Raw genomic sequence first — 25,576 nt, forward strand, 5'->3', positions numbered from 1 at the left:
CTGGAAGTCAAGCCTCCCATCGCCGATAATACTGCAGGCTACGTCTGTGGAAATGTAGGTCGCTGCCACTTTGAGTTATAACACACACTTCATTTTTACAATCAATCAACTCTTATCAATATTCAGTTTTTTATCAAGTTATTATTTTATCTTTTTACATATGATTTACACTCATAGGTTATAATACGTGCAGAAAAGATAACCATTAGCTTTTATGAGATCGTGTTTTACTCTTGTCCAATATAAGTAGTCTTCCTTGATATTTCTTGTATCGGTTATCTTTTTCTAAAAAGTCTTTCTTTCACCTTCAATTATAATTGTTCTTTCAGAATTAAACCTTTGATTAATGCTCTATTTACTCCTCATTAACTCCCATCGTTTATAATACAAACATAAAGGTAACCATCTCCCTTCAAGAGATTTGTTTTACTCCTTGTCCAAAATTTGTAAACTTCCTTGTTTCTCTTGACACGGTTATCTTTTATTGAAGAGCCTATCCCTCCCGATATAACTCCCTTTTTTAGGCTCTTCGTTTATCTTTTGATCTGTCTTTTTTTTCTTTGATTGCATCTCTTTTTATAACATTTATAACCTTGTATTAATTATATTCAAAATATTTACAAATTTTATTTATTTAAGTCTAAAATCAGTCTAATTGGTCTAAACTAACCGTTACATGTTTTGGACAAACATAAATTAAAGGAGTAAACATGAAAAGAATTATAACAGCGTCACTTGTTGCAGCACTTGCAGTAACTAGTGTTCAGGCAGAATCTTTGTCAGACAGACTAAGTTCAGTAGAAGCAGAGTTAGCTAAGGTCACTAAAAAGCTTAAAAAACAAAATAAGAAGATCAATGAAGTAAAAGCACACGATGCAGGAGATAACATCAAATGGGGTGTTGACTTAAGAACATCTATCGATAACATCAACTATGATATGGCAGATGGTACTGAAAGAGGTAAAAATGACCTTATGGCTACAAGATTGTGGTTAAACATGGCTTATGCTCCAGATGCTCACAATGTATTTAAAGGACAACTGGCTTACAATAAAGCATTTGGTGCTGATCTTGGTGCAACTACTGCCCCAGCACTTAATCCATTTGGTATGAGAGGTACTGGATTTGATGTTTTTAACTGGTTCTCTAATGAGTCATTGACAAATGATAACCTTAAAGTAAGACAAGCATACTGGTTGTATCTAGGTGAGAAAGCATTTGGTTTGGATATGCCTTGGACATTCTCTGTAGGTAGAAGACCATCAACAAATGGATTCCTTGCAAACCTTAGAGATGATGATGCAGCACAATCACCACTTGGTCACATTATCAACGTTGAATTCGATGGTTTAAGCTCAAAACTTGATCTTTCAAAAATTACTGGTGTACCAGGTATGTCATTTAAACTATGTATGGGACAAGGTTCTACTAATGCAACACCTATGTATGGTAATTTAGCGTATACAGCATATGCGAATGATGATGCTTCTATGGAAGATATCAAGCTTGCAGGATTTATCTTTGAACCATATAATGATGGTCAGTACATTGTAAAAACTACAGCATTTAGAGCTTATGACCTTCCTGGATTTAATACAGCTAATATGTTGGGAGCATTGGGTATGAATCCTCTTATTGCTCCAGAGGATGCTACAATGAACCAAAATGGTGATATTGACGGTGCTGCGATTTCTGTGTTGGTTGACGGTGTGACAGATGATGGATACTTTTCTGATGTAAAACTATTTGCTTCTTTGGCAGGGACTAAAACAAAAGCAGATGCAGATGGACAAATGTTAGGTATGGATGCTACTGCAATGGGGCTAGGAATCATCGGAGCTGACTATGGTGAAGATAAAGGAGGTCACTCTTACTGGGTTGGTGCACAGCTTCCTGTAAATGTGGGTGATGAGAATTATGGTAAACTTGGTGCAGAGTTTAACCACGGTAGTAAATATTGGAGACCATTTGACTATGCAGAAGATACTATGGTCGGTTCTAAATTGGCTGCACGTGGTGATGCATGGGAAGTATATTATACTTATCAAATCAATGAAGCGTTAAGTGCTCAATTCAGATATACTCAAATTGATTATGACTATACCGGAAGTAATGGATTCTTCGCTTCAGGCGGTACTCCACTTAAAATTGATGATCTTAAAGTTATGGCAACAGGTGCTATGGGACCAGCTGCACAAGGGTTGGCACAAGCATTCTTACCAAATGTTGTTGAAAAAGCAACAGATGCTAGATTCTACCTCAGATATAGATTCTAAGAACATTTAACAAAGGGTTTTTCCCTTTGTTAACCTCTCATTTTTAAAAATTCTTACACACTTAATCCACTTTTTTTCTTTATCCTACTACACGTATCATTATTAATTTAAATTAAATGAAGTTCGGTTATAATAATGGCCACGTACAAAACACACACTAAAAGGAATACTATGAAACACTTCACAAAATTGCTACTTACAATGGTTGTTGCAATGGGACTGGCAACAGGAATAGTTGCAAATGACACTAAGGCAGCTACACACAATGTAAGCATTTTAACTGCAGATAACAGTGATGGCAAGATCACACCTAAAACGATCTCAGCGGCATTTGAAAAAGCAGGTTTTTTCATCAATGATAACAGAGATATGACTGCACCATGGGCAAGACAATGTAAAGCGGGTACTAAAAATTTTACAACAGTTGACTATGATGTTTATAACCTCTTTACGATCTTTAAAAAAGACGTAGTGGTTAGCTTAGCTAAGAAATATGCGAATATCGGACTTTTCTCTCCAATGAGTATGTCGATCTGGACAAAAAAAGGTTCAAAAACGATTTCTGTTGCTTCGTTAAGTGCTGCAGCTATGGCAGAGATCATGGGTGTTCCTGCGGATGATGCAGAGTTGATTGCTTACGCTAAACTTGTAAAAGAGACACTTAAGGCAGCGCTTCCTAATGCAAAAGAAGAAAAAGTGACTTACGAGATGAAAGAACCAGAAGGTCCACTTGTTTCAACTGCTCAAGGGAAAATGGATCCTGATGCAGATTGGGAAGAGGTTAAAGATAAATTCCAAGCTGATTTTGAGCAAGCACTGATCCCGGCTATGTTTATCAATGCAGGATTTAATGACCTTAACTATGATATGGAAGAGAGCGGATCTCAAGCATTTACTTTTTATGATGTTTACTCTATCTGTTACCTAGAAGTGATCTATACTGTGTCTAAAACACACCCTGAAGCAGGAGCATTTGCACCATGTTCAATGTACATGTATCAGAAAAAAGGTACAAATACTATGGAGATCGGATTCCCTTCAGTTTATAACTGGATAGCATCTTTGGCAATAGAAGACAAAGCATCTCATGATGTTCTTATCATGGCACAGAAAAAAATGGAAGATATACTCGAAAAGCTTACTTCAAAAACGCTTGTTGCTGAAGAATAAGTCATGTTTCGGCGGGGATCTTTACCCCCCACCTCTATGATGAGATAACACTTTTACTTTAAAAGCGATATCTCATCTTCTTTTTTAATTATACCACCTTCAATTACTTTAGCAAAAATACCTCTATCATCTTTAAGCAGTGTAGGCAGACTTTCATCTATTTTTGAAAGATGGTCGCACATGGTACAGTTCTGGCTTATCTCCAAAACCACTTCACCGATACGCAGCTGATCTCCTGGCATAAGATGGTAAGGATTATAGTCCATTAAGATATTTTCTCCCAAAGAACCAAAAGGCATCTGGATATTGTTTCTGTTGGCTAACTGATAACTTGCTTCTGATGTGAGCAGCACTGATCTGTTGATATTTGTATCATGATATTTATCTTCTACAATACCCTTTGAGTCCAAATGAAACAGCTCTTTTTCAACTCTCCTAGAGGATCCTTGTACTGATATAAAAAGACTTGTTACTTTCCCTACATTTTTCATAAAAGTGTTCCTCTATATTTTTTTAGAATTGTACCATAAAGATTTTATAGAGGGAGACTTGACTGCTGGTGTCAGAAAACTCAAAGGTCTTTTGTATTATTTTAAATTAAGATTTTATAGAGTCAGGATGTTTAGTGAATAAAAGTAATGCAGAAGCAATAGAACAATTTTATAAACTGGTTGAAGAAAATATGGATAACGGCATGGTGTACAGAGATGCCATAGAGTTGGCTGCAGTCACTGTAGGAGGACTTATAACCGCTAAAGTCTCTCAGGCGATGGCGAAGTATCAAGAAGCGATACACCCGCAGTCTCATTTGTCACAAGAAGAAGATACAGATGCCTTGGCCCTGTTAAGTATGGGAGTACTTTGGGATAATACCTATTTTAATCCGATAGAGCCGGATCCCTCTACTCCTTTGGAAAATACTTTGGCTGAATCCATTTATTTTATTATGAAGTATGGCAGAGAGGAAGATGGGTTGAACAAAGCATTAGAAGCCAATGAAAAGACGGTGGGGGATGTAGAGTCACGTGCTGAAGCCATACGAAGAGTATTGGGAAAAGTATGAATCGACGCCATTTTTTAGTTTTGGGTTTTTGTATATTCCCCTACACGGCAGAGGTATTCGCTGTAGATTATAGAAAGCGCAAACCTCTAGCATGGAAGGCCTCTTCGATCAATGATGCAGCACTGGCACTGTACGGAAGAGAAAAATTTGCAACGATCCAAAAGAGTACAGATATAGAACTTATCGTTCCTAAGGGCATCGTAAGAGATCCGGAAAACATACCCATTACTATACGTTCATCTATCAAAGCGAAAAGCCTTGCTGTTTTCCAAGATGCCAATCCCAAGAGTTTAGTCGCAGTCTTTCATTTGAGTGAAGAGAGTATTATCGAGTATGAGCTTAATATGAGGATGGAGTTTAAGGGAACCGTTTTTGCCGTACTTGAAGGCTTGGATGGCAAACTCTATTATACACGAGAATATATTGAGGTACTCCTATTAAGCTGTATGGGTTCTGGAGAGTAACTTGGTTGTTTTATAGGGTTTAAAATGATATTTCATTGGGGGGGAGTCTTTTAGGTCAGTATGGCATACTATATATAATATTTATGATAATTATATGGTTTTTTTATCTTTGTGGTGCATATTCGTTACAGATAGAAGATAATTATGGATATTATAGGGACAGATTGATCATTTTAATCCCTAACTTTTATTTTTTTTGAATATAATCTAAGGCATATGACGAAATTAAGGCATACATCCTTAGTCATTTTAAAATTAATCAAGGAGGACAAATGAATAAGATAACAAAAGAAGAGTTTGACGTTGTTTCTGAAGTATCAGAGCAGACATCAAGAAGAAACTTTTTCAAGAAAACAGCAACTTATTCTATGGGCGCATTGGCTGCAGCTAGTGTTGTCGCACCCGTCACAATAGATGCGAGTGAGCATATTAAAGCAAACCCAGAGGATGATCCAAACATCATGGAAGAGAAGCCATGGAGCCTTAAATTCGGTGCTCCAGTAACAGAGAACCTGTACGGTCAGCCATCACCATATGAGCATGCAGTTACAAGAAGAACAACACCTATTCTTTCTTCAGGTAACTACAGAGCATCAATTGCGGTTACACCTATTCAGGATCTAAACGGTATTATCACACCGAATGGTCTTTTCTTTAACAGACATCACGGTGGTACACCAACCATTGACCCTAACCAACATAGACTTATGATTCACGGTCTTGTGGAAAAGCCGATTGTTTTAACGATGGACCAGTTGAAAAGATATCCAAATGTAAGTAGAGTACACTTTCTTGAGTGTCCAGCAAATGGTGGACCGGAGTGGAGAGGCCCTCAGTTCAATTCTATCCAATTTGCAAAAGGGTTTATGTCTTGTGCTGAGTGGACTGGTGTTTACATCAAAGATATTCTTAAAGACCTCGGTCTTAAGCCAGAGGCACAATGGATGCTTGCAGAAGGTATAGATAACTCTCACATGGGTAGAACGATCCCTGTAGATAAAGTACTTGATGATGCAATGATCGTTTGGGGACAAAATGGTGAAGCATTACGTCCAGAGCAAGGTTACCCGATCAGAATCGTTGTTCCAGGTTGGGAAGCAAACTTATGTGTGAAGTGGCTATGTAGACTTGAGTTCGCATCTGAGCCATTCTATGCAAAAGAAGAGACATCTAAATATACGGCATTGAAGCACACAGGTAAAGCGATCCAGCACTTCTATGCAAACGAAGTTAACTCTGTTATTACTTCACCTTGTCCTGAGAAACCATGGACTGATCTTAAAAAAGGTGATATGGTAGAGATAGAAGGACTTGCATGGTCTGGTATGGGTACGATTACAACAGTGGATGTATCATTTGACGGTGGTAAAAACTGGGTAGAAGCATCACTTAAAGGTTTAGTGCTTGAAAAAGCTTGGACTAGATTCTCTATTATGCATGAATATACAGGTAAGCCAATGCTTCTTAGTTCACGTGCATCAGATGATGCAGGACACATTCAGCCGACAGTGAAAAATGAAAGAGCTGCTGTGGGAATCGAAGGTGTTTACCATAGAAATGGTATCCATACATGGGAAATAGATGCAAAAGGAGAGGTTACAAATGTACAAATCTTATCGTAAAAAAATTGTTGCAAGTACACTGCTTGCATCTGTAGTATTTTTAGGAACTGCTTGTAATGCATCTAACGGTACAAAGGATACAGCTGAGGCAAAGCCTGCAGCTGAAACAAAAAGTGTAGCACCAGCAACTACAACAATGAATACAGAAGGTTTCACTAAAAGAGAAATAGATGCGGTAGGTCCAGCAAATGCTTTAGTATCTGATAGTGTTAAGAAGACATATGAGCACAATGGTAAACTTGCTGTTGACGGTGGGGTGATCTACCCGATCGTAAATGGTAAGACAGGTGCGTATTATGCAAATGAAGAAGCACATAAAACACCATTTAACAAAGGTAAAAGAGCAACTGAAAACGAGCAGAAAGCTTGGGATATAGATGTTATGCCTGACGGTACGGGACTTCCTGAAGGTTCAGGTACTGTAGAAGAGGGTGATGAGCTTTATGAAGAAAAATGTCTATCTTGTCACGGTGACTTTGGTGCCGGTTCTGGACTTTACCCAAGACTTACTGTTGGTAATGCATATGAAATGCAAAAAACAATGAAACTTCAACGTGTAAATCCAGACTCTGACGGTCCTCAGCGTGGATTTGGTTCGTACTGGCCGTATGCAAGTACATTGTGGTGGTATATTAAAACGGGTATGCCTCATCAAGCACCTATGTCTTTAACAACAGACGAAGTGTATGCTTTAGCTGCATATGTTCTTTATATCAATGAGTTGAAGATCGATGGAGAGCTTGTAGATGATGAGTATGAACTTGACAGAGAGAAGTTCTTAAAGATCGTTATGCCAAACGTTGATGGTTTTGAGCCTGATATTAATGGTCCAAAAGGACAAGACAATGCACGTGAATACTATAACAATCCATTAAATTATGGTAATGGTGTGAGATGTATGAAAGACTGTTTTGAAGGTGAGCCAGAAATACAGAGAATTGCATTTGCACTGACTGACTTTAACCCACCGTTGAGTTCTGAAAAAACATTGCCAGAAGTAACAGAGGCAGCACCTGCAGCACCAGGAAAAGACACATATGACGCAAGTTGTAAAGTATGTCATGAAACAGATGCAATGGGTGCTCCGGCTGTAGGTGATAAAGCGGCTTGGGCTGCAGCACTTGAAAAAGGTATAGACCAAGTTTATCATAATGCTATCAATGGAAAAGGCGGTATGCCTCCAAAAGGTGGTGCTATGGATCTTTCAGATGAGAAAGTGAAAGAAGTAGTTGATTATATGATAGAAGCAAGTAAATAACTGTGAGTTATCACAATTATTACACAATATATAAGTAATATAAGATATGAGGTTGGCTGATGTCGACCTTTTATCTAAATTTTTGTACAAAGGAAATAAAATGGATAGAAGAAAATTTATGAGTTTAAGTATGGTTGCAGCTGCTGTATTGCCAGCAAGTTTATCTGCAATTGATTTCAGAGCTACAAAGCCTGATACATGGACTGCACACACTGTAGCAGATTCAATTAAAGCACTTTACGGTGATATCAAACCAGAAGAAAAAGGTGTAAAAGTTAAAGCACCAAAAGTAGCAAGTAACGGTGGAGCTGTTCCTGTAACTGTTGAATCTGATATCGATGCTAAAACTGTAGCTGTTTTCCAAGATGCAAACCCTGAAGCAACAGTATGTGTATTTGATGTACAAGAAGGTGGAATTGTTGACTATGGTTTTAAGATCAAAATGAAAAAATCTGGTACGATCACTGCAATCGTTGAAGGTAGAGATGGTAAGTTCTATGTAGGTAACGTAACACTTGAAGTTGCACTTGGTGGATGTGAAGGTTAACCCTTCCCCTCAACCAGCAAGACTAGGTTTAAAACTTAATAGATATAAACAGAAATAGAAAGAAAAAGGAATATTATGGGTAATATGAGAATTAAAGCGAAGCTTAAAGAAGATGTAGTTAATGCAAAAATAAGTGCTAAACATGACATGCTTACATACGATCAAGCAAAGAAAAAAGGTGTGGATGCAAACTTTATCACACATATCACAGCGACAGTGAACGGAAAAGTAGTATATGATGTATCTACAAGCCAATTCTGGTCTAAAAATCCATTGTTTAAATTTAAGTTTAAAGCTGATGGATTGAAGAAAGGTGATAAGATAGAGATCACTTGGAAAGATCTTAAAGGTAATACTGTTACTGAATCTAAAGAGATCAAAGGTCTTTAATAATACTCTCGTCTGACCGTTTCGGTCAGACAGTGTAAAGAGTTAACCTATATACTTTGAAATAGAGTCTATAGGTTAATTTTATTACAAAGGGAAGATGTTTCAACCTTTGATGGTAACACTTTTCTTTCTTCTTTTTCTTATCTCCCCGTTATTGTGTGATACAACATACCGACATTGATGACCTCTCCCTATTTTATTTTGCTTGACATATTGGTATTGATGATGAGGGAAGTATCTTATTGCCTCGAGACTTCAACGAATATCTATGTCAAATCGTTAGAGATGGTTTTTATCCCACTTTGGACCTTGTAGATGGCAATAATAGTATCGTTTACAGTGTGATAGGATAATATAGAGAGACAGTGAGATATTCTTACTGTTATTAAACTATATTTACAGGGGGTGTGTAAAGTGATGGAGTGGGAATATCTTAAAATGAAGGTTGAGTTTGAAAAGGAATAGCGGGATCAAAGTGTTTGATGCACTTCAAACCAGTACGCTTCATTTCTTGTTATCGTAGCTTTTTTTCTTTGATTAAAGTGTTCAGTGATATCAAATCCTTCTGTACCTAAACCCTCTTTATATTCCTTGATAAATGCCGTATAGGTTTCTTCTTTCATCGCAGTGATCTCATAGGTCACTTTATCATAGACCAGTTCTCCCACATGGTTTTGTTCTCTGTGTATTTCATTGAGATTGATACTGCCATAACGTTCTTCTTCAGGAAGGGTCATGTTCATCTCTATATAAGTACGCATAGATGCGAGCATATGCTCTAGTTGTTTCACTGGAATATTTGCAGATTCAATGATCGTGGAAAGATCTTGTGTGTATCCCCAGGCACCCGAAACAGAAAGATCTGCATCAAAAGCTGCTTTGATAACGTCTTTTAGATCATTATCGCTCTTGAGTTGTTCGAATTTTAGCATGGATCAAAGACCTGCTTCCTGGATGGCTTCTGTTTGCGCATGGGCAATAAGTGGATCGATGACCAATTTTAAGTTACCATTGTTCATGATGTCATCCAGAGCATAAAGTGTCAATCCGATACGATGATCGGTAAGTCTATTTTGCGGGTAGTTATATGTTCTAATCTTCTCTGAACGGTCACCTGAACCCACTTGAAGTTTTCTTTGGCTTGATGTTTCATCCAGTTGTTTTTGAAGTTCTGCTTCGTAAACTCTTGCTTTAAGGACTTTCATGGCTTTGTCCCTGTTTTTATGTTGGGACTTCTCATCTTGTATGGCCGCTACTATACCTGTAGGAATGTGTGTCAAACGTACAGCAGAATCCGTTGTGTTGACCGACTGTCCACCACAACCGCTTGAACGGTATACATCCATTTTAATTTCGTTTGGTTTGATATCTATCTCTACATCATCCACTTCAGGTATGATAGCCACTGTAATAGCAGAAGTATGCACACGTCCTTGTGTTTCGGTATCTGGAACACGCTGTACACGGTGTGTTCCCGCTTCATATTTGAGCTGTGAGTATACACCATCACCTTTGATTTGGGCGATGAGTTCTTTGTATCCCCCGGATGTACCTTCATTGGTACTGACGATCTCTATTTTCCAACCCATTTGTTCTGCATAGCGTGAGTACATTCTAAAGACATCAGCCACAAAAAGTGCACTTTCGTCCCCTCCTGCACCTGCACGAAGCTCAAGGAAAATGTTTTTGTCATCATTTTTGTCTTTCGGGATCATGAGCACTTTAATTTCCTCTTCCAAGGCAGGCAGCATGGGTTCTAATTCGCTGAGCTCTTCTTTTGCAAGGTCACCAAGCTCTGCATCCCCTAAAAGCTCTTTATTCTCTTCTATGGCATCAGCAGTTTCAACGTAAAGATTTGCTTTCTCTACTAATGTACTAAGGTCAGACTGCTCTTTACTGAGTTCAGTCATACGCTTAATATCACTGGCAATATCCGGAGAACTTAAGAGTTCACTGAGTTCGTTGTATCTGTCGATGAAAGGTTGAAGTTTTTCTTTGAACATAGGCGTTCTTTGTGTTAGATTGTTTTTTTAGTGAGGGTGTATCGAGACTGCTTATGCAGCTTCGATAGCATTTACCATTTTATGAAGACGGCTTACTTTTCTAGCAGCTGTAGTTTTCTTGATAAAACCTTTGCTTACTAGTGAGTGGATTTGTTTGTTCGCTGTTGCGAATGCAGTTGTTGCTGCTGCTTTATCTGCTGCTGCTACTGCTTCGTGTACGGCTTTTGTGATGTTTTTGATTCTCGTTCTGTAATATCTGTTTCTTTCAGTTCTTACAGCAGTTTGCAAAATACGTTTTTTTGCTGATTTGTGATGTGCCATGTTGTTTCCTTTATAGGTATGTTGTTATTACTCAATTAATTAGAGTGAAAATAGTTCGCGAATAATAGCTAAAAAAAGATTAAAGATTTATTAATGTTATGCACTAGCGGATGAATTGCATGAAGAGATAGAGGGTTTTATAGCGGAATGTTAATCAAATATGCGTTAAAATGGAGCCATAGAATCAAGGGACAGTGTAAAACCCTATCAAGGAAATAATTTTGGAACTTTTTGGAACAGATGGTGTACGTGGAAAAGCAGGGAAAAAAGTCAGTGCAGTGAATGCCATGCGTTTGGCTATGGCTACAGGTATCTATTTTAAACAATTTGCTAGAACCAACAAAATATTAGTAGGAAAAGATACTAGACGTAGTGGGTACATGATAGAAAATGCTATTGTCTCTGGGCTTACTGCAGTAGGATTTGATGTGATACAGATAGGACCTATGCCTACCCCTGCTATTGCCTTTTTGACAGAAAATATGCGTTGTGATGCGGGTATTATGATCTCGGCAAGCCATAATCCTTATTATGATAATGGGATCAAATTTTTTGATGGAGAGGGGAATAAGCTTAACCGAGATAAGGAAGAAGAGATCGAAGCAATATTTGCAGATAATGAGCTTATCGATAGTGCGCAAGTGATGGATAAGTCGATAGGAAAGTCTAAACGTATCGATGATGTGATCGGACGTTATATCGTACACATTAAAAATTCATTTCCTAAGCCACTTACATTAGCGGGGAAAAGAGTCGTGATAGATTGTGCGAACGGTGCAGGGTATATTGTCGGACCTACTATTCTGCAGGAACTGGGTGCAGATGTGGTTGTGTTAGGTGACAAGCCTAACGGATTTAACATCAATGAAGGATGTGGTGCCATGCATCCTGAGTATTTGTCAAAGGCTGTACTGGAGTATCGTGCAGATGTGGGTATCGCATTAGATGGGGATGCAGACAGACTTGTCATGGTTGATGAGAAAGGTGATGTGATTGATGGAGATAAGTTGATGGGTGTGCTTGCTGTACATCTTAATAATCAAGGGACGCTCAAAGGTGACGGGATGGTTGCTACGGTGATGAGCAATCAGGGACTCGATGAGTATCTTACCTCGCAGGGGCTTACATTGCACCGTGCTGCAGTAGGAGATAAAAATGTTGTGGAAATGATGCAGAAACATGGTATAAACTTTGGTGGAGAACAGAGTGGACACATCATTTTCTCAGACTATGCAAAAACAGGAGATGGCATCTCCAGTGCATTGCAAGCTTTAGCATATTTGGTAGACACAGAGCAAAAGGCAAGTGAAGCATTTAATCCGTATGAGTCATATCCTCAACTTTTAGTGAACCTTTTGGTACAGGAAAAAAGAGATTTTGATACGATAGAAGGCTTAGCTACTTTCAAAGAAAAAATTGAAGGGTTAGGTATACGCCATCTTTTCCGTTACTCCGGAACAGAAAATAAAATACGCCTTTTGCTTGAGGGAAAAGATGAGAAAAAGCTTGAAGAGATCATGGAAGAGTGTGTAGAATTCTTTAAAAGCGCTTTAGCCTAATGAGAGCCTTTGCTGTCTTTTTTCTGGTACTTTTAGGTACCTTCATTATAGACCAGAACATTAAATCGCTCTTTATAGAAGGTTATTATCGTGCGGGAGCATGTATAGACCTTGAGTTGCATTATAATAAAGGGGTGGCATTCTCTATGCTATCCTTTCTTGGACCTTATCTTAAATGGATACAGGCACTCCTTGTACTGGTGATCTTATTCTTTGTGTTTAAAGAAGGGTACATCAAGCGTTATGCATTTCCTGTAGGGTTACTGGTAGGTGGCGCAATAGGTAATGTGTATGATCGTTTTGTGCATGGGGGCGTTGTGGATTATGTTGCCTGGCATTGTGGTTTTAACTTTGCAGTCTTTAACTTTGCAGATGTTGCTATAGACCTTGCTGTTGTGTGGCTATTAGTGATGATCTACTTCTTCCCTCAAAAATCAAAAACTAAATGAAACTAGAGCAGCTATCTAGGCTGCTCTATTGAAGAGTAGAACTAATTAGTTGTCGGTCTTTCTTCTTAATAAATATAAGAAACCTAATGAGGTTATGATAAGGAACATCATATCAAGACCTTTTTGGTGAGGATTGTATGTACAACCTCCACCTCCTCCAGCTGTTGCCAGTTCAGGTGTAACTGGTTCAGGTATTACTGGTACGGTAGGTCCTTGTGATGTTGAGACACTAAACATAGAGTAGTCCCCGCCCACTTCATTATTCTTCTCATTCCATACAGAAAAGATAATGTTGCCTGCCGGTGTTGCGCGAAGTTGGGACTCGGCTCTATTATTTATGCCTATCCCATCTACTACGCTTGGCTCTAGGTATGTTAAACCTTTATCTTTAGTACGTGTGTAGTAGATGTTACCATCAATTGAGCCACCAATAGTGTCATAGACATTGGATTCAATACCCCATGCAGCTAAGAGCACACTCTTATTTTGACAATCTTCTGGATTTGTAGGGTTAGTTGTATCCTTACAACCTGGTCCATTTCCCTGCATTCCAACTAAACGAGGTTCTTTCACATTAAATCCCTTGTCTGTGATGTTTGAAAGATTCTTAGCTGTTGTCCAACTATCATTACTTGCATTATAGGTACGTACCCAGAAGTTGTAGTTATCCAAATCAGTATACTTCGCTATTGCCCAATCTTTTGTATACGTGTAACCGACATGGAAATCATCTCCACGGAGTACTGCACGATGGGCTCTTGCATCTTCGTATGGATTTTTTTCTGTGGTATCACCGAGTGTATTGGTTGGTGCACCCTCTGGCTCTCCAATGGCACTCCAAGGAATGGTATTGCTACTCATGTTATATGCAGGAGTATTATTGATCTGCGTTGCTGCAGCGTAATCTATCGCTTCTGCATTTGGATCCACGGTTGGAATCATATCTTGGAACCTTAACCCTGTTGAGTTTGGATCATTACTATCTACAAAACCCAAACGTGCCATGATATCAGCCGGACCACCTTCTGTTTCTGTACCTTCTCTCCAGATAACCCCCATTCTTAAACCATTTGCACCCGCTTTAGACTGTGGTATAACACGGACACGACGGGTATTTTTGGTTGGATCACTGATAATTGCTCCTGTAGCATTGGTGTCAGGGGTATTGAACGGGAAAGTATGGTAGCGCACAAATTTCCCTTCATCCAATCCACTCGAACCTTTTGTCTCTTCATAGCTTACGATCGCGATCTTTTCAGGTCCAACCAATGCTAAATTGGCACGAGACGCTCCAGTAGAGCCATGATCAAGCGCGGTGATGAGGTTACCCGCATTATCATACACAGGGTTGAAATTTCCACCACCACTGATACCGGTCATATTATTGGTTAGTCTTACCGGAGTGCTGAATGATGTATTCATGAGGTCTTCTGTATAAGTGTACCAGATATCAGTCCCATGTGTAACTTTTGCTCCAGATGCACCATCTCCAGGTCCTTCTGCCTGACCAAGCTGCAAGCCGTGAGGATCCTCCTGCCAGGTAATAACCCATTTACCTAATGCAGGTGTTCCTACACTCAGCCCTCTATTGACATCTTGTTTGGCATCTCTCTTTGCACTGGTAAGCCGTGCCGTTGACCAAGTAGGCGTAGCATCTTTAAAGTTTATATGAGATTCATACACACAGGAGAAAGGCACCTGTATCCCACCCCTTTCCAAGTAACTGGTAGATCGCTGATCTCCACTTGGACAGTATTTGTCAGTCCACGTTACCACGGCAAATGAACCTGAACGGAAGATATTTGGTTTATCTGAATCACCATAAAAAGGTACTGCATCATCATCCATGATACCATTATTATTCGTATCTTGCCACTTAGTAGAGATGCTTGTCTGTCCTGCTGTATTTGAGATATTTACTGGATCACTCCAATCTGATTGTGAAGCACAATACCCATTCGACTCTTCAGCCTTACATGTACGTGCATAAATATCTCTTGCTCTACGTACAGCATCATCTTTGACATCATAGACATCTGGACCATTTGCATCCCCATAGACACTAATCAACGTCCCATCCCCCAATCTTACAAGCTTTGTTTTAAACGCCAGACCATCACCTGTGACACTTCCTCCTGCAGAGAGTACTTCAGCATCCGAAAATTGTAAGCCTGCTTGTAAGCTGCTTCCCAATAACAATGTCCCAACAATCATATTTAGTTTTATAGATCTGTAACTTGGACTCATTTTTTACTCCTTTAGTTGGTTATTTAAGAAGAATGTTTAAAATATAACAAGAATCTACTACTGTAAACATACTCAGTTTTTTTGTGTTTTAAAACACATACCTTAAAAACAGTATAAATCCTTTTTTTCATTTTGTCAAATATATAATGATTTAAGATAGTTATTACTTATGTTTTAAAGGTGATAGAGGATTAGGGAAGGGGTGAAAATAAAGAGGATAAAGTATTTAGATTTTCTCTAAATACTTCAGTAACTGTTGATGCACTTTGCCATTGCTTGCGACAATACTTTTATCATCAAAATCAAATGGTTGATTGTTTACATTGCTGATATGCCCACCTGCTTCTTGCACGATCAAGATCCCTGCAGCCACATCCCAGGGTTTAAGATCAATCTCATAGAAGGCTTCTACCTTTCCTTGAGCAAGATAGCATAAATCAATAGATGCTGCACCTAGCCTGCGGATATCCTGAATATGTGGAAGCAGGTTAGTCATACAGTTGATCACCCACTGGTACTCAATACCGGCATTGACCTTGGCATAAGGGAACCCTGTGGCGATCAGTGCATTTTGAAGCTTGCTTTGTGGGCTCACCTCAAGTCGTTTTCCATTACAATACGCACCCTCTCCACGTACGGCCCAGAACAGTTCTTCTAAAATAGGGTTGTAGACTACAGCCAGTGTAGGCTTGCCTTGTTCCCAGACACCAAGCGAGATCGCAAGATGGGGGATGCCGTGAACGAAGTTGGTAGTACCATCTATGGGGTCAACGTAGATGGCCTTATCATAGTGGTAGCTTCCGTGGTGACTCTCTTCTCCTACAAGGGTATGGTCAGGAAATGCTTTTTGGAGTTGATCGAGAATAAAAGCTTCGGTTTTAAGATCAAATTCGGTGACAAGATCAACGACACCTTTATGGGTGACCTCCTTGTGAGAAGAGTAGCCTTCTTTTACGATTTTACCTGCTTCCAGTGCTATCTGTTTTAATGTATCTATATTCATAGGAATGATTATAGTATAATCTCTCTATGAAAAAAAAGAAAATGATGCTGTTATTGTCCCTATTGGTGATCATCATGGGGTATTTTGGACTGCAAGCTTACTCACAGGCAAAGAAGTATGAGCAGAGTACGCAAACACTTGTCATGGATAAAGAGATTTCAGCACAGGCTGAATATCAGGCAAAAAGTTGGGCGGAGCAATTCAGCTTGGGATACTATGAGAATGATAAACGGCTTTTACGAGAAGCAATTATCCATGTACAAAAAGAGCATCAATTAGAAGCAAAGCGTTATACCTTCTATGTGATGGCGATGCTTCTTTTAATTTTGATCAGTGCTTTTTTGACAGAGTTGAGACAGTTCACCTTTTTTGGCGGTTTAGCAGCATTAGTCGTGTTAACTTTTGGTCTCTTTACACCTCTGCTGACAGTGACGATCCATAAAGAGTTTGAGTATATTGGTGATGTCATACTCTCTTTTGAGTCTAAAAGTCTTTTGGGATCTGTTGTGAAATTATCGGAGAGTGGTGAGATTGCGGTAGCCTTTGTGATCCTCCTTTTTTCTATACTTATTCCACTCTTGAAAACGCTCTCTTTAATGTATGTATCGGTTGTGATGGAAAGTAAGTTTTCTCATGGTATCGTAAAGTTTTTCAAATGGGTTGGAAAATGGTCAATGCTGGATGTCTTTGTGGTGGCTACTTTGCTGGTTTATCTCACAAGCAGTGGTTCTGATGTCAGTCAGGCTGAGATACAGGTAGGGCTTTATTTCTTTTTGGCCTATGTGATCGTCTCTATGTTGGTGAGTTTGAGTGCTGATAGGATGTTGCAGAGGATGAAGGGTTAGGGGCATCCCAGGAAGCATTTCTTACCCCCCCCCATACCTCCACTAAATTATTTAGTCAAATAACGAAATGTCTTTCTACAAAAACTTAAAACTATTTAGTTTATACACCTGTAAATTTAGCAATATATACTTAATCTTCAAATTTCTGACAGATTAGGTAATTTAAATTTATTAGCGTGGGGTACATATTCACGATGTTTAAATTGCTCTGAGCCTTTTTCTTGCAGCACTGAGATGACATCATTGGCAACGATTTTATTCTCATGATGGTAGAGATGTTCATTTAATCCATTTGCAACAGAGTTGGCATCAACAAGTACAACTTTTGCATGAATTACATGGGTTTTTTTTGACCGTTATATCCCATAAAATCAGGGTTTCCTTTGGTATGACCAGAAATATTTAGAGCCAAATCTCTGCTATTGAAATAACTGTAATACGTTGAGTCAAATCAAGTAACCGAGCTAATTTGTAGTCGAATTCAAAAGTATCGCTGTCCTCATCTATAATGTTGTCAAAATACGTGATAGAGATTCTCCTCTATCAATCATCTTAAACTATATATATAAGAAAAATTCAAGTAAATTATATATTTTAATAATATTTTATAAGATTATTATGATAAAGTACCGGGATTAAAATTATAAAAAGGGATTATATATGTTTAAAACTGTACTACAAACACTACTATTTTTGCTTATATCACTCTTATTCTTAACAGGATGTGATGATATAAATGTAGCAACAAATATTCAAGAAGGCGTTTCGCTTACAAAAAATGATCAAACTATCATATTTGAAACTGACCATGGTGATGCAAAAGATGTTCTTGATATTGATAAGAGAGTCTTGACCGTTAATGGTGTTGATAGAACAGATAATACGGTAACAGAGAATGAAAATACCTGGAACTTCGGACCTCTTCGTGTTGTATATCAGCCTGTAGCACCACAACTTTTACCTGAAGGTAATGTACGCATTATTCTGACCATACCTTCTAAAGATATATATCCTACAGCTTCTGACTTCTATACCAAAGAGCTACATATTTTTGTAGATACATTGGCACCAACAATAGAGCCGCTTACCCCGAATAATAATACAACTATTACTGATCCGTTAACTCCTTTTATTTTTGATATCCATGATAATATCAACGGAAGTGGTTTAGATGAAAGTTCGGTGAAAATAACTTTCACAGATACAAATACGAGCCATATGTTGGTTTTTGATGCAAATAGCAATACCTATAGATATTTACCATCTGTAACTGAACCGTTCGCGTTAGGCAATATTGCATTTACTGTTTATGCTAAAGATCAAATAGGCAATGACGCAAGCTTTGCAGGAACCGTAACCTTGATAGATGTTATACCTCCAGTATTGACACTTAATGGTGAAGCCAATATCACTTTAGAACAAAATGAAAACTATGTAGAACTAGGAGCTACTGCTACGGATGATAGGGATGGTAATATCTCAGTAGAAATCTCTGGTAGTGTAGATACATCAAGAGAGGGAAGTTATGCACTAACATATACAGCAACAGATAGCAGTGGCAATAGTGCGAATGTGACACGTCTAGTTACTGTTAAGAATAAGGTCATAGGATTGACACTTACTGCTTCTCAAACTCACTTTGTCAGACAAAAAGACACTTTTTATGATGATTATATACCTGTGAATGCGTCAATCAAAGTTATGGGTTTATATAGTGATGGACATAGTGAAGAGGTGACAGATCAAGTAAAGTGGAATACTACTGAGGGAAAGATAGCTTTCTTTACAGATTATTTTAAGGCAGAAAAGGGGATATTTGTTGTCTCTGCATCACTTAATAATTTGATTTCTAATGAAATTACTATCAATGTAGAAGATGATACAACAAGTCTCATACAGTATGAAATAGACCATGTGGTGGATAGCAATGATATCTGGGTAAATATAGCACTCAATCATAAACCGCTAGAGGATGTTCAATTAACACTAAAACTTAGACCTGAAGACAGGGTAGCCTTTGAAGATGGTCTACTTAAGCAAAACTATACAATGGTATTCACTCCTGAAGATTGGGAGAAAGGGATGAGAACACTTGATGTCCGTCTAAAAATATCAGATGCCAATATGAGCAATGAAATCATTATAGTCACTGATGATATTGTGAGTAATGATAACAACTATAGCGGGAAGAATCCCGTAGATATCCATATAAATAGAGAAGCTTCTTTAGCAAAACTCATTGCGCCTTCATTACAAGCAAGAAGAGGAGCTATACGAGGTGTACCTATAAAATTTAGAGTTACTTCTGTGACACCAGGGCTGGAATATAGCCTTGTCAATCCACCTGAGGGGATGAAAGTAATAGGCCAAACATCTATAGAAAACACAGAGATTTATGGGATAGATGTCTTGTGGGATGTGCCAATGGATGCAGAAGAAGGTAAGATTCATGTTATTACAGCTAGAGCAACTGACACTAAAGGTAGACAAAGTACTATTGACTTCCAAATAAAAGTACCTACCACAAGCCTTATAGCTATAGAGATAGTAAGCAATGAACTTAGAGTAACAGATAAAAGATCTGCATTGTATGGTATGAAGATGAAGGGGCATAATGGAGAGGATATAAGTACGCTTAGACTCCGTTCTGTTGATTATAAGGATGTATGGAAACATTATGCGGAGCCGCTAGATGCAAATAAAGAAATAGAGCATATAGTTTTTGTCATTGACAATATGCCAGAAATGATAGATATTAAATTCCCATCGTATATGGATACTTTTGAAAAACGGATTAATATTGGTGCAGGATTTGATAGATATTCAGAAAATTGTCTAATGACTGAAGATTGCTGGAATTGGAGAAATGGAAGTAGTTATTTGTATGAAAATACTAATGGTGTATCTATTCCTCATAAGTATAAAGGTGAAATTAACGGCTCTAAAGTTTTTATATTCACTATCAATGAAAACTTATAAGGAGATATGAATATGTTTTATTTTATAAAAAGAATTTTGTTTGCTCTTCTTTTAATTAATTTTGCTGAAGCAGAGGATTGTATTTCTGATACTTCTGTTTATAGTTGTAATACAATCATAAATGACAAAACAGGAAAATCTACAGGTGGAATTAACTGTAAAGTTCCAAATATGCCGAATATGAATATTTTTGCTAATGATGTATTTGATAGACAAGGAAATTTAAAATCCTATTTTGGTACAGGGGCAACTGTCTGTCATGTTTTAGGATGGCTGAATGAGGGTGCATCAAATCTTTCTAAAGTTACAGGGATGCAAGTAGATATTCGAGATGAACTAACATTAAATATTCACCATATTCCAGGGTCTGTTGGTGGGCAAACAGGAGGGCTAGAGAATCTAGAACTTGACAGTGATGCTTTTGCTGGATATGGATTGGGGACTCCTAAATTAAAATATCAGCCTGATGGGAATCGTTTTGCCTCGCACATGAATACTATTGTAGTACACGAGTTTTTCCATATTATACAAGGTATAGTCAAGACGAAATATATTTATGAACATTTTGATGATGATGAATTTGAGGGTGATCGAGGATGGCTTCTGGAAGGATCAGCTAGAATGTTTGAAGATATTGTTTATGATGCAGATAATCCATATGCAGAACCAGGCTTTAGCCCTATGTATGAGGGCGATGATATTGAGGATATCTTGAGTGATATAATCTCACATAGTACTCGGTATAAAACTTTTATGTTCTGGAAGTTACTTCAGGGACATTGCCAACTTGATTTTTATAAGATGCTTGGAGACCCATTCAGAAATTTCAATGATGTTGCACAAAGTTGTAGTACTGTACCAGATGTTTATAATGATAAATTAGCAGGAGCATTTGTCCTGTATAATTGGGCAATGATCCTTCATAATGATTTGAGCCTAATAGAAGGTGATGAACTTTCTTATATTCCAGGAATCAAGAAGAAAGTAACAAAGATGCATAAACCAGATTTCAAATCTCATTTAGACTTGAAAACTATGGTAGATAGTAAACTTCCAAAGTTTTCGGCAAAATCATTTCTTCTTACTCAGGAAACTATATCTGATGCTTGTGCTGATATTAATTTAACGCTTAATGCAACAGGGGATTTGAAACTTGTGGCGGTAAGAGTGAGTGACAATGGTAGTAAGGATATATCAAATAATTTCATGATGCAAACCAATGACACTCCATATATACTAACCGATGAAGATAAAAAAGGTGATTTGTTTATCACTATTACTAATACAACTGCGCAAGACATAGCTATAGATAAGTTTCAGTTAGACAAAGAGAATGGAGAAGACACGCCTGTAACAACAATTGATGGCGCTATTGAAACCACTATAAGTTGGTCACAGTCTTGTGATATCAATATGGATTTAACGTTAGAGGGAAATAATGTTATTCAAGATGTAAAGGATGTAGAATATAGTGGCATAGAGCATGCCTATGTACCGACAGAGGGGCATATTTACCCAAATACAAGGTATACAGCTTCTGCAACAGGTGAGAAACGTGAAAAAAGTGTGCTAGAAGAGAGTAAACTTGAAGAGAACCCTGTTGATATTTATGCTATTGTAAAAACTCCAGGCGGAAGTAAATTTAAACATTATCAGGCGCATAATTTTGGACAATTGAACCTAGGTGAATTTGCAGTTATAGAAGTAAAAAGCAAACGAATCGAAAGTAGTTATACTTCAAGTGGTGGAAGTAGTGGAAGTAGTGGTGGAAGTAGTGGTGGCGGTACCTCTGTGCGGACATATGATGAGTGTATTGACTCAGAAAAGAAGTATACCTGTCAATGTGTACCCTGTGAGTACATCATTTACGGGTTAGAAAACACAGTGCAATATGGTCCAATAGGAGATGCAGAAGTCGAAATAATACGTGCAGATACATATGGGAATACGAATCAAGTTGTGTATAGAGGCAGCACAAGTAATGAAGAGGATCTTTTTAAGTCAGGGATTATTAAATTTACAAAAGATGATTATACTAAATTTGAAGATGAAGTGTACTATGTGGTAGATGCGAAAGGCGGATCTGACCTCGATAGAGATGATGACCTTGTCAAAGATGATACCTCTACCCCTAATAATGGTACTATTCATGCAATTATTAAAGGTAGCGACCTAAAAACAGTTTCATTTAGAGTGAATGCTTTAACTGAAGCAATTTATCAAGTCAGTGGAGACTTATTGGGGGTCAACTATGATGCCGATAAATTACAGGGTAAATTAGCTACAGCAGCGAAAAAACTTTTTAAAGAAAAAACGTTTATCTTTAACAATGAATTAGAAATTAATTACCATGATGTACTTCTTTGGACACCAGGTGTGGATAAGAAAAAACTCTTTAAGCCTTACGATACCTTTGTGGAGCCTATAGTTGTCAAAACATATGCAGATGAAGACCGTGTAAAAGAGAGTTATAGACTCATTTATGAAAAGTTAGATACGGATGCCCCACAACTTACGCCATTGGCACTAGAAATACCACATACAATACCAAACAACAGCATCATCGGGAAAGTTTCGATAGAGAGTGAAGGAATAAGCGGCATAGACCACATAGAACTTCATGGAGATGCAAACAGTACATTTAGTATAGATAAAGAAGGTTTAGTTAAAGTTGTAGATGCCTCAGCATTGATTCTAGATGCTGTATACAAGCTAGATATGGTAGCAGTGGGTTTAGATGGAAAACGTAGTATCAGTATGGAACTGATTGTTAAAGTTATAGAGGGTGTACCTTTGGCTGATCCTAATGCTACGGTACCTATGTTAGAAAGTGTAGTGCTTAATGATATCCTGGAAAATAGTCCTGCCGGCACGCCAGTTGGACAAGCCAACTTTGTAGATACTTCTTTAAATATTGTAAGCTATAGGCTAAGCGGAGAAGATAATAGCTCTTTTTCTATAGACAATACAGGAGAAATAACAGTTGCAAATGGTGCAGACATTGACTATGAAAAGTCAGATACATATACTGTTAAGGTATCTGCCATTAATGAAGCTGGTAATGAGAGTTTCCCTGTGTCTCTCTCTTTTAACGTAATTAATGAGATAGATACACCATTGCACGATTTAGTGTACTTGACACATCTTTCTGAAAATGTACTTATAGGTACAGTTGTAGGAAAAATAGTCAAACTTAGAGAAGGAAGAAGTCCTATTACCTCTTTTGATATACTTAACCCTAACGTACCGTTTGCTATAGATGTAAATGGTACTATCCGTACAACAGGGTATATTAACTATGAAGATGTAGATGAATACAATCTGCTTGCTATTGCAAAAACAGATAGTGGAAATGGTAATAAAGTTGACCTCCAGATACTTATCACTGATATTTACCCTGAAACAGGAAAACCAAGCATACAGCCATTTACTGCAACCATAGATGAAAACAGTTATGCTGGTATAGAAGTAGGTCAACTAGATATCAACCAGGGTGCAAGTCCAGTAGAGCTTATAGAGTTGCGCGGCACTGGGCACTCTAACTTTACTGTAGATGTCAATGGAACTATTGTGGTAACCGATAATGCAACATTGGATTATGAAGAAAAAAATACATATGCCTTACAGGCTATAGCGCATAATGCAAATGGAAGTAGTGTATTGGTTTCTGTTGATATAACTTTAAATAATCTTAGTGACGAAGCTGCAACGTTGAAAGATTTGACAAAAAATATTGAAGAAAATATTGTTGAAGGTACAATTGTTGGTAGTGTTGATATTGTCAATATGGGGGAAAGTGAAATAGAGTACTTTGAATTAATTGGTGAAGGGAATAATAGTTTTGTTATTGATAATTTAGGTGTGATACGTGTTGCAAATTCTGCCATTTTAGACTTTGAAAATCAAAATATTTTTGAACTTCAGGTAGTTGCACATAGTAGTACAGGAGCCAGTCTCCCTGTTGCGATGAATATTTATTTAAAAAATATACCAGAGCATGTGCCTATTCTTAAACCATTGATTGCTACTGTCGAAGAAGAATCACCACTTGGTACTATAGTGGGGCGAGTAGAAGAAGAAATTGGTGGTGATAGCCCTATACTCTCATATGAATTAAACAATACAAGTGTATTTATAGTTACATCGTCAGGGGAAATCATCCTTAATACCCCATTGGATGCAAGTAAAAAAGATTTTTATGAGCTCGGTATGACTGCTACAAATTCAGCAGGGGTAAGTGCACCCGTAAGCATTAAATTTAATATTTCTATACCTGATGTGATTGCTCCTGTCATTGAATTGATTGGTCCTAGTACTTTATCTATTGTTGAAGGATCCATTTATAATGATTTGGGAGCCAGAGCTACGGACAATATTGATGGAGATATAACAAGTAAAATAAATGTGGATAATCCCGTAGATACTAGTGCTCCTGTAGGAACAAACTTTATAATCAGATATAATGTTGAGGATCTTGCCGGAAATGTGGCTGCAGAACTTACTCGGAGTGTTATCATTGTGAGAGATCTAAATATCAATCTTCAGGATTGGAAAGCAAATGGAGATGGTAATTGGGTATTACAGGAAGATAATAGGAGTGTATTGCAAACGTTAAATGCTAATCCTACAATTTTTCATAATAACGTCAATAGTCAGAGTGAAGTCTTTGAATTAACTGGTGGAATAACAGTCAAAACGACAGGAGACGATGATTTTATTGGTTTTGTCTTAGGCTATAATGATGGAGATCTTGTTCGTGATGATGTGGATTATTTACTTATAGACTGGAAACAAGCTGATCAGACTGATGGAAAAAAAGGTTTAGCCATTTCTAGAGTTACTGGGCCTATCACACCAGGGGCTTGGGCACATAACGCTACTGAAGGAGTAACTGAACTTCAAAGAGGGAAAACATTAGGTAATATTGGATGGAAAGATAATACTGAATATATCTTCAAAATCATTTATACAGAATCACTGGTTGAAGTATATATTAATGATGTAAAAGAATTAAACATTACAGGAACATATCCTGATGGTGCATATGGTTTCTATAACTATAGCCAAGGAGAAGTATTATATTCAGCACTATTTGCAGAGAATACTACTGCAATACATCTTGTTGCCAATGCGGGGATTGATAAGAGTGTAGCATTTGGGAGTGAAGTAATATTAGATGCTTCTGGGAGTACGAGTACAAATCAAATTATTTCATATAGATGGCTAGAAGATGGTGTGCTATTAGGGAGTGAAGAAATTGTTATTATGGATAGTTTTTCTGTAGGTGAACACAATATTACATTAAGTATAGAAGACATTGAAGGGAATACTGATATCGATCATGTAAACATACTAATTACAAATAGCTTATAGGATACGG

Annotated in this window: 19 protein-coding genes; 13 read left to right on the forward strand and 6 right to left on the reverse strand. The window is 37.7% G+C overall.

Features of this window, described 5'->3' with window-relative positions; genetic code table 11:
* Nucleotides 1-710 precede the first annotated feature (710 nt).
* Together LDM93_RS08935 and LDM93_RS08940 are read left to right on the forward strand one after the other, a co-directional pair.
* Nucleotides 711-2,276, forward strand: coding sequence for a DUF3373 family protein (locus LDM93_RS08935; RefSeq protein WP_223892065.1), 1,566 nt, complete (start codon nt 711-713; stop codon nt 2,274-2,276).
* Nucleotides 2,277-2,447: 171 nt separating this feature from the next.
* Nucleotides 2,448-3,446: a DUF302 domain-containing protein gene (locus LDM93_RS08940; protein ID WP_223892066.1), complete on the forward strand. Its 999-nt coding sequence runs from the start codon at nt 2,448-2,450 to the stop codon at nt 3,444-3,446.
* A gap of 53 nt (nt 3,447-3,499) precedes the next feature.
* On the opposite strand, the gene LDM93_RS08945 is transcribed toward LDM93_RS08940, so the two are convergent.
* Nucleotides 3,500-3,937, reverse strand: a complete 438-nt coding sequence (locus tag LDM93_RS08945) for an MOSC domain-containing protein (protein ID WP_223892067.1) — start codon at nt 3,935-3,937, stop codon at nt 3,500-3,502.
* Between the two features lie 134 nt (nt 3,938-4,071).
* On the opposite strand from LDM93_RS08945, the gene LDM93_RS08950 reads away from it, so the two are divergent.
* The 6 genes from LDM93_RS08950 (at nt 4,072) to soxZ (ending at nt 8,790) form a co-directional block, all read left to right on the forward strand.
* Entirely contained in the window at nt 4,072-4,509 is a 438-nt protein-coding gene (locus LDM93_RS08950) for a hypothetical protein (RefSeq protein ID WP_223892068.1), read from the forward strand.
* The gene (locus tag LDM93_RS08955; RefSeq protein ID WP_223892069.1) at nt 4,506-4,973 is read left to right on the forward strand and encodes a thiosulfate oxidation carrier protein SoxY; all 468 of its coding nucleotides are present in this window, start codon (nt 4,506-4,508) and stop codon (nt 4,971-4,973) included. The genes LDM93_RS08950 and LDM93_RS08955 overlap by 4 nt, the downstream gene beginning before the upstream one ends.
* A 272-nt stretch (nt 4,974-5,245) precedes the next feature.
* On the forward strand, nt 5,246-6,595 hold the full coding sequence (gene soxC, locus LDM93_RS08960) for a sulfite dehydrogenase (RefSeq protein WP_223892070.1): 1,350 nt from the start codon (nt 5,246-5,248) through the stop codon (nt 6,593-6,595).
* Nucleotides 6,576-7,853, forward strand: a complete 1,278-nt coding sequence (locus LDM93_RS08965) for a c-type cytochrome (protein WP_223892071.1) — start codon at nt 6,576-6,578, stop codon at nt 7,851-7,853. Before soxC ends, LDM93_RS08965 begins: the two co-directional genes overlap by 20 nt.
* Before the next feature lie 100 nt (nt 7,854-7,953).
* Nucleotides 7,954-8,400 (forward strand): thiosulfate oxidation carrier protein SoxY, encoded by a 447-nt coding sequence (locus LDM93_RS08970; RefSeq protein WP_223892072.1) that lies wholly within the window; start codon nt 7,954-7,956, stop codon nt 8,398-8,400.
* Between the two features lie 75 nt (nt 8,401-8,475).
* Nucleotides 8,476-8,790, forward strand: coding sequence for a thiosulfate oxidation carrier complex protein SoxZ (gene soxZ / locus LDM93_RS08975; protein ID WP_223892073.1), 315 nt, complete (start codon nt 8,476-8,478; stop codon nt 8,788-8,790).
* A 470-nt stretch (nt 8,791-9,260) separates the two neighbouring features.
* Here soxZ and LDM93_RS08980 read toward each other — a convergent pair whose 3' ends face one another.
* From LDM93_RS08980 to rpsT, 3 genes are read right to left on the reverse strand one after another with little or no spacing between them, the layout of a single operon-like run.
* A complete protein-coding gene (locus LDM93_RS08980; RefSeq protein WP_223892074.1) occupies nt 9,261-9,722 on the reverse strand; it encodes a hypothetical protein in 462 nt (153 codons plus the stop codon).
* A 3-nt stretch (nt 9,723-9,725) separates the two neighbouring features.
* Nucleotides 9,726-10,793 carry a peptide chain release factor 1 gene (prfA, locus tag LDM93_RS08985; RefSeq protein WP_223892075.1) on the reverse strand — a complete coding sequence of 356 codons (1,068 nt, stop codon included), beginning with the start codon at nt 10,791-10,793 and terminating at the stop codon, nt 9,726-9,728.
* A gap of 51 nt (nt 10,794-10,844) precedes the next feature.
* On the reverse strand, nt 10,845-11,114 hold the full coding sequence (rpsT, locus tag LDM93_RS08990; protein ID WP_223892076.1) for a 30S ribosomal protein S20: 270 nt from the start codon (nt 11,112-11,114) through the stop codon (nt 10,845-10,847).
* A 221-nt stretch (nt 11,115-11,335) separates the two neighbouring features.
* On the opposite strand from rpsT, the gene glmM reads away from it, so the two are divergent.
* Together glmM and lspA are read left to right on the forward strand one after the other, a co-directional pair.
* Nucleotides 11,336-12,673, forward strand: a complete 1,338-nt coding sequence (gene glmM / locus LDM93_RS08995; protein WP_223892077.1) for a phosphoglucosamine mutase — start codon at nt 11,336-11,338, stop codon at nt 12,671-12,673.
* Complete coding sequence (gene lspA / locus LDM93_RS09000) at nt 12,673-13,122, forward strand: signal peptidase II (RefSeq protein WP_223892078.1); 450 nt, start codon at nt 12,673-12,675, stop codon at nt 13,120-13,122. The genes glmM and lspA overlap by 1 nt, the downstream gene beginning before the upstream one ends.
* Before the next feature lie 45 nt (nt 13,123-13,167).
* On the opposite strand, the gene LDM93_RS09005 is transcribed toward lspA, so the two are convergent.
* Both LDM93_RS09005 and LDM93_RS09010 read right to left on the reverse strand, forming a co-directional pair.
* Entirely contained in the window at nt 13,168-15,369 is a 2,202-nt protein-coding gene (locus tag LDM93_RS09005; protein WP_223892079.1) for a choice-of-anchor O protein, read from the reverse strand.
* Nucleotides 15,370-15,595: 226 nt separating this feature from the next.
* Entirely contained in the window at nt 15,596-16,372 is a 777-nt protein-coding gene (locus tag LDM93_RS09010) for an inositol monophosphatase family protein (RefSeq protein ID WP_223892080.1), read from the reverse strand.
* A 26-nt stretch (nt 16,373-16,398) separates the two neighbouring features.
* Between LDM93_RS09010 and LDM93_RS09015 the strand changes: the two genes are divergently transcribed.
* The 3 genes from LDM93_RS09015 (at nt 16,399) to LDM93_RS09025 (ending at nt 25,569) form a co-directional block, all read left to right on the forward strand.
* Nucleotides 16,399-17,217, forward strand: a complete 819-nt coding sequence (locus tag LDM93_RS09015; RefSeq protein ID WP_223892081.1) for a paraquat-inducible protein A — start codon at nt 16,399-16,401, stop codon at nt 17,215-17,217.
* A 660-nt stretch (nt 17,218-17,877) separates the two neighbouring features.
* Nucleotides 17,878-20,196 carry a DUF5011 domain-containing protein gene (locus LDM93_RS09020; protein WP_223892082.1) on the forward strand — a complete coding sequence of 773 codons (2,319 nt, stop codon included), beginning with the start codon at nt 17,878-17,880 and terminating at the stop codon, nt 20,194-20,196.
* Nucleotides 20,197-20,208: 12 nt separating this feature from the next.
* Nucleotides 20,209-25,569 (forward strand): cadherin domain-containing protein, encoded by a 5,361-nt coding sequence (locus tag LDM93_RS09025; RefSeq protein ID WP_223892083.1) that lies wholly within the window; start codon nt 20,209-20,211, stop codon nt 25,567-25,569.
* The last annotated feature ends 7 nt before the right edge of the window (nt 25,570-25,576 follow it).

It is taken from the genome of Sulfurovum sp. TSL6 (assembly GCF_019972115.1).
Classification (GTDB): domain Bacteria; phylum Campylobacterota; class Campylobacteria; order Campylobacterales; family Sulfurovaceae; genus Sulfurovum.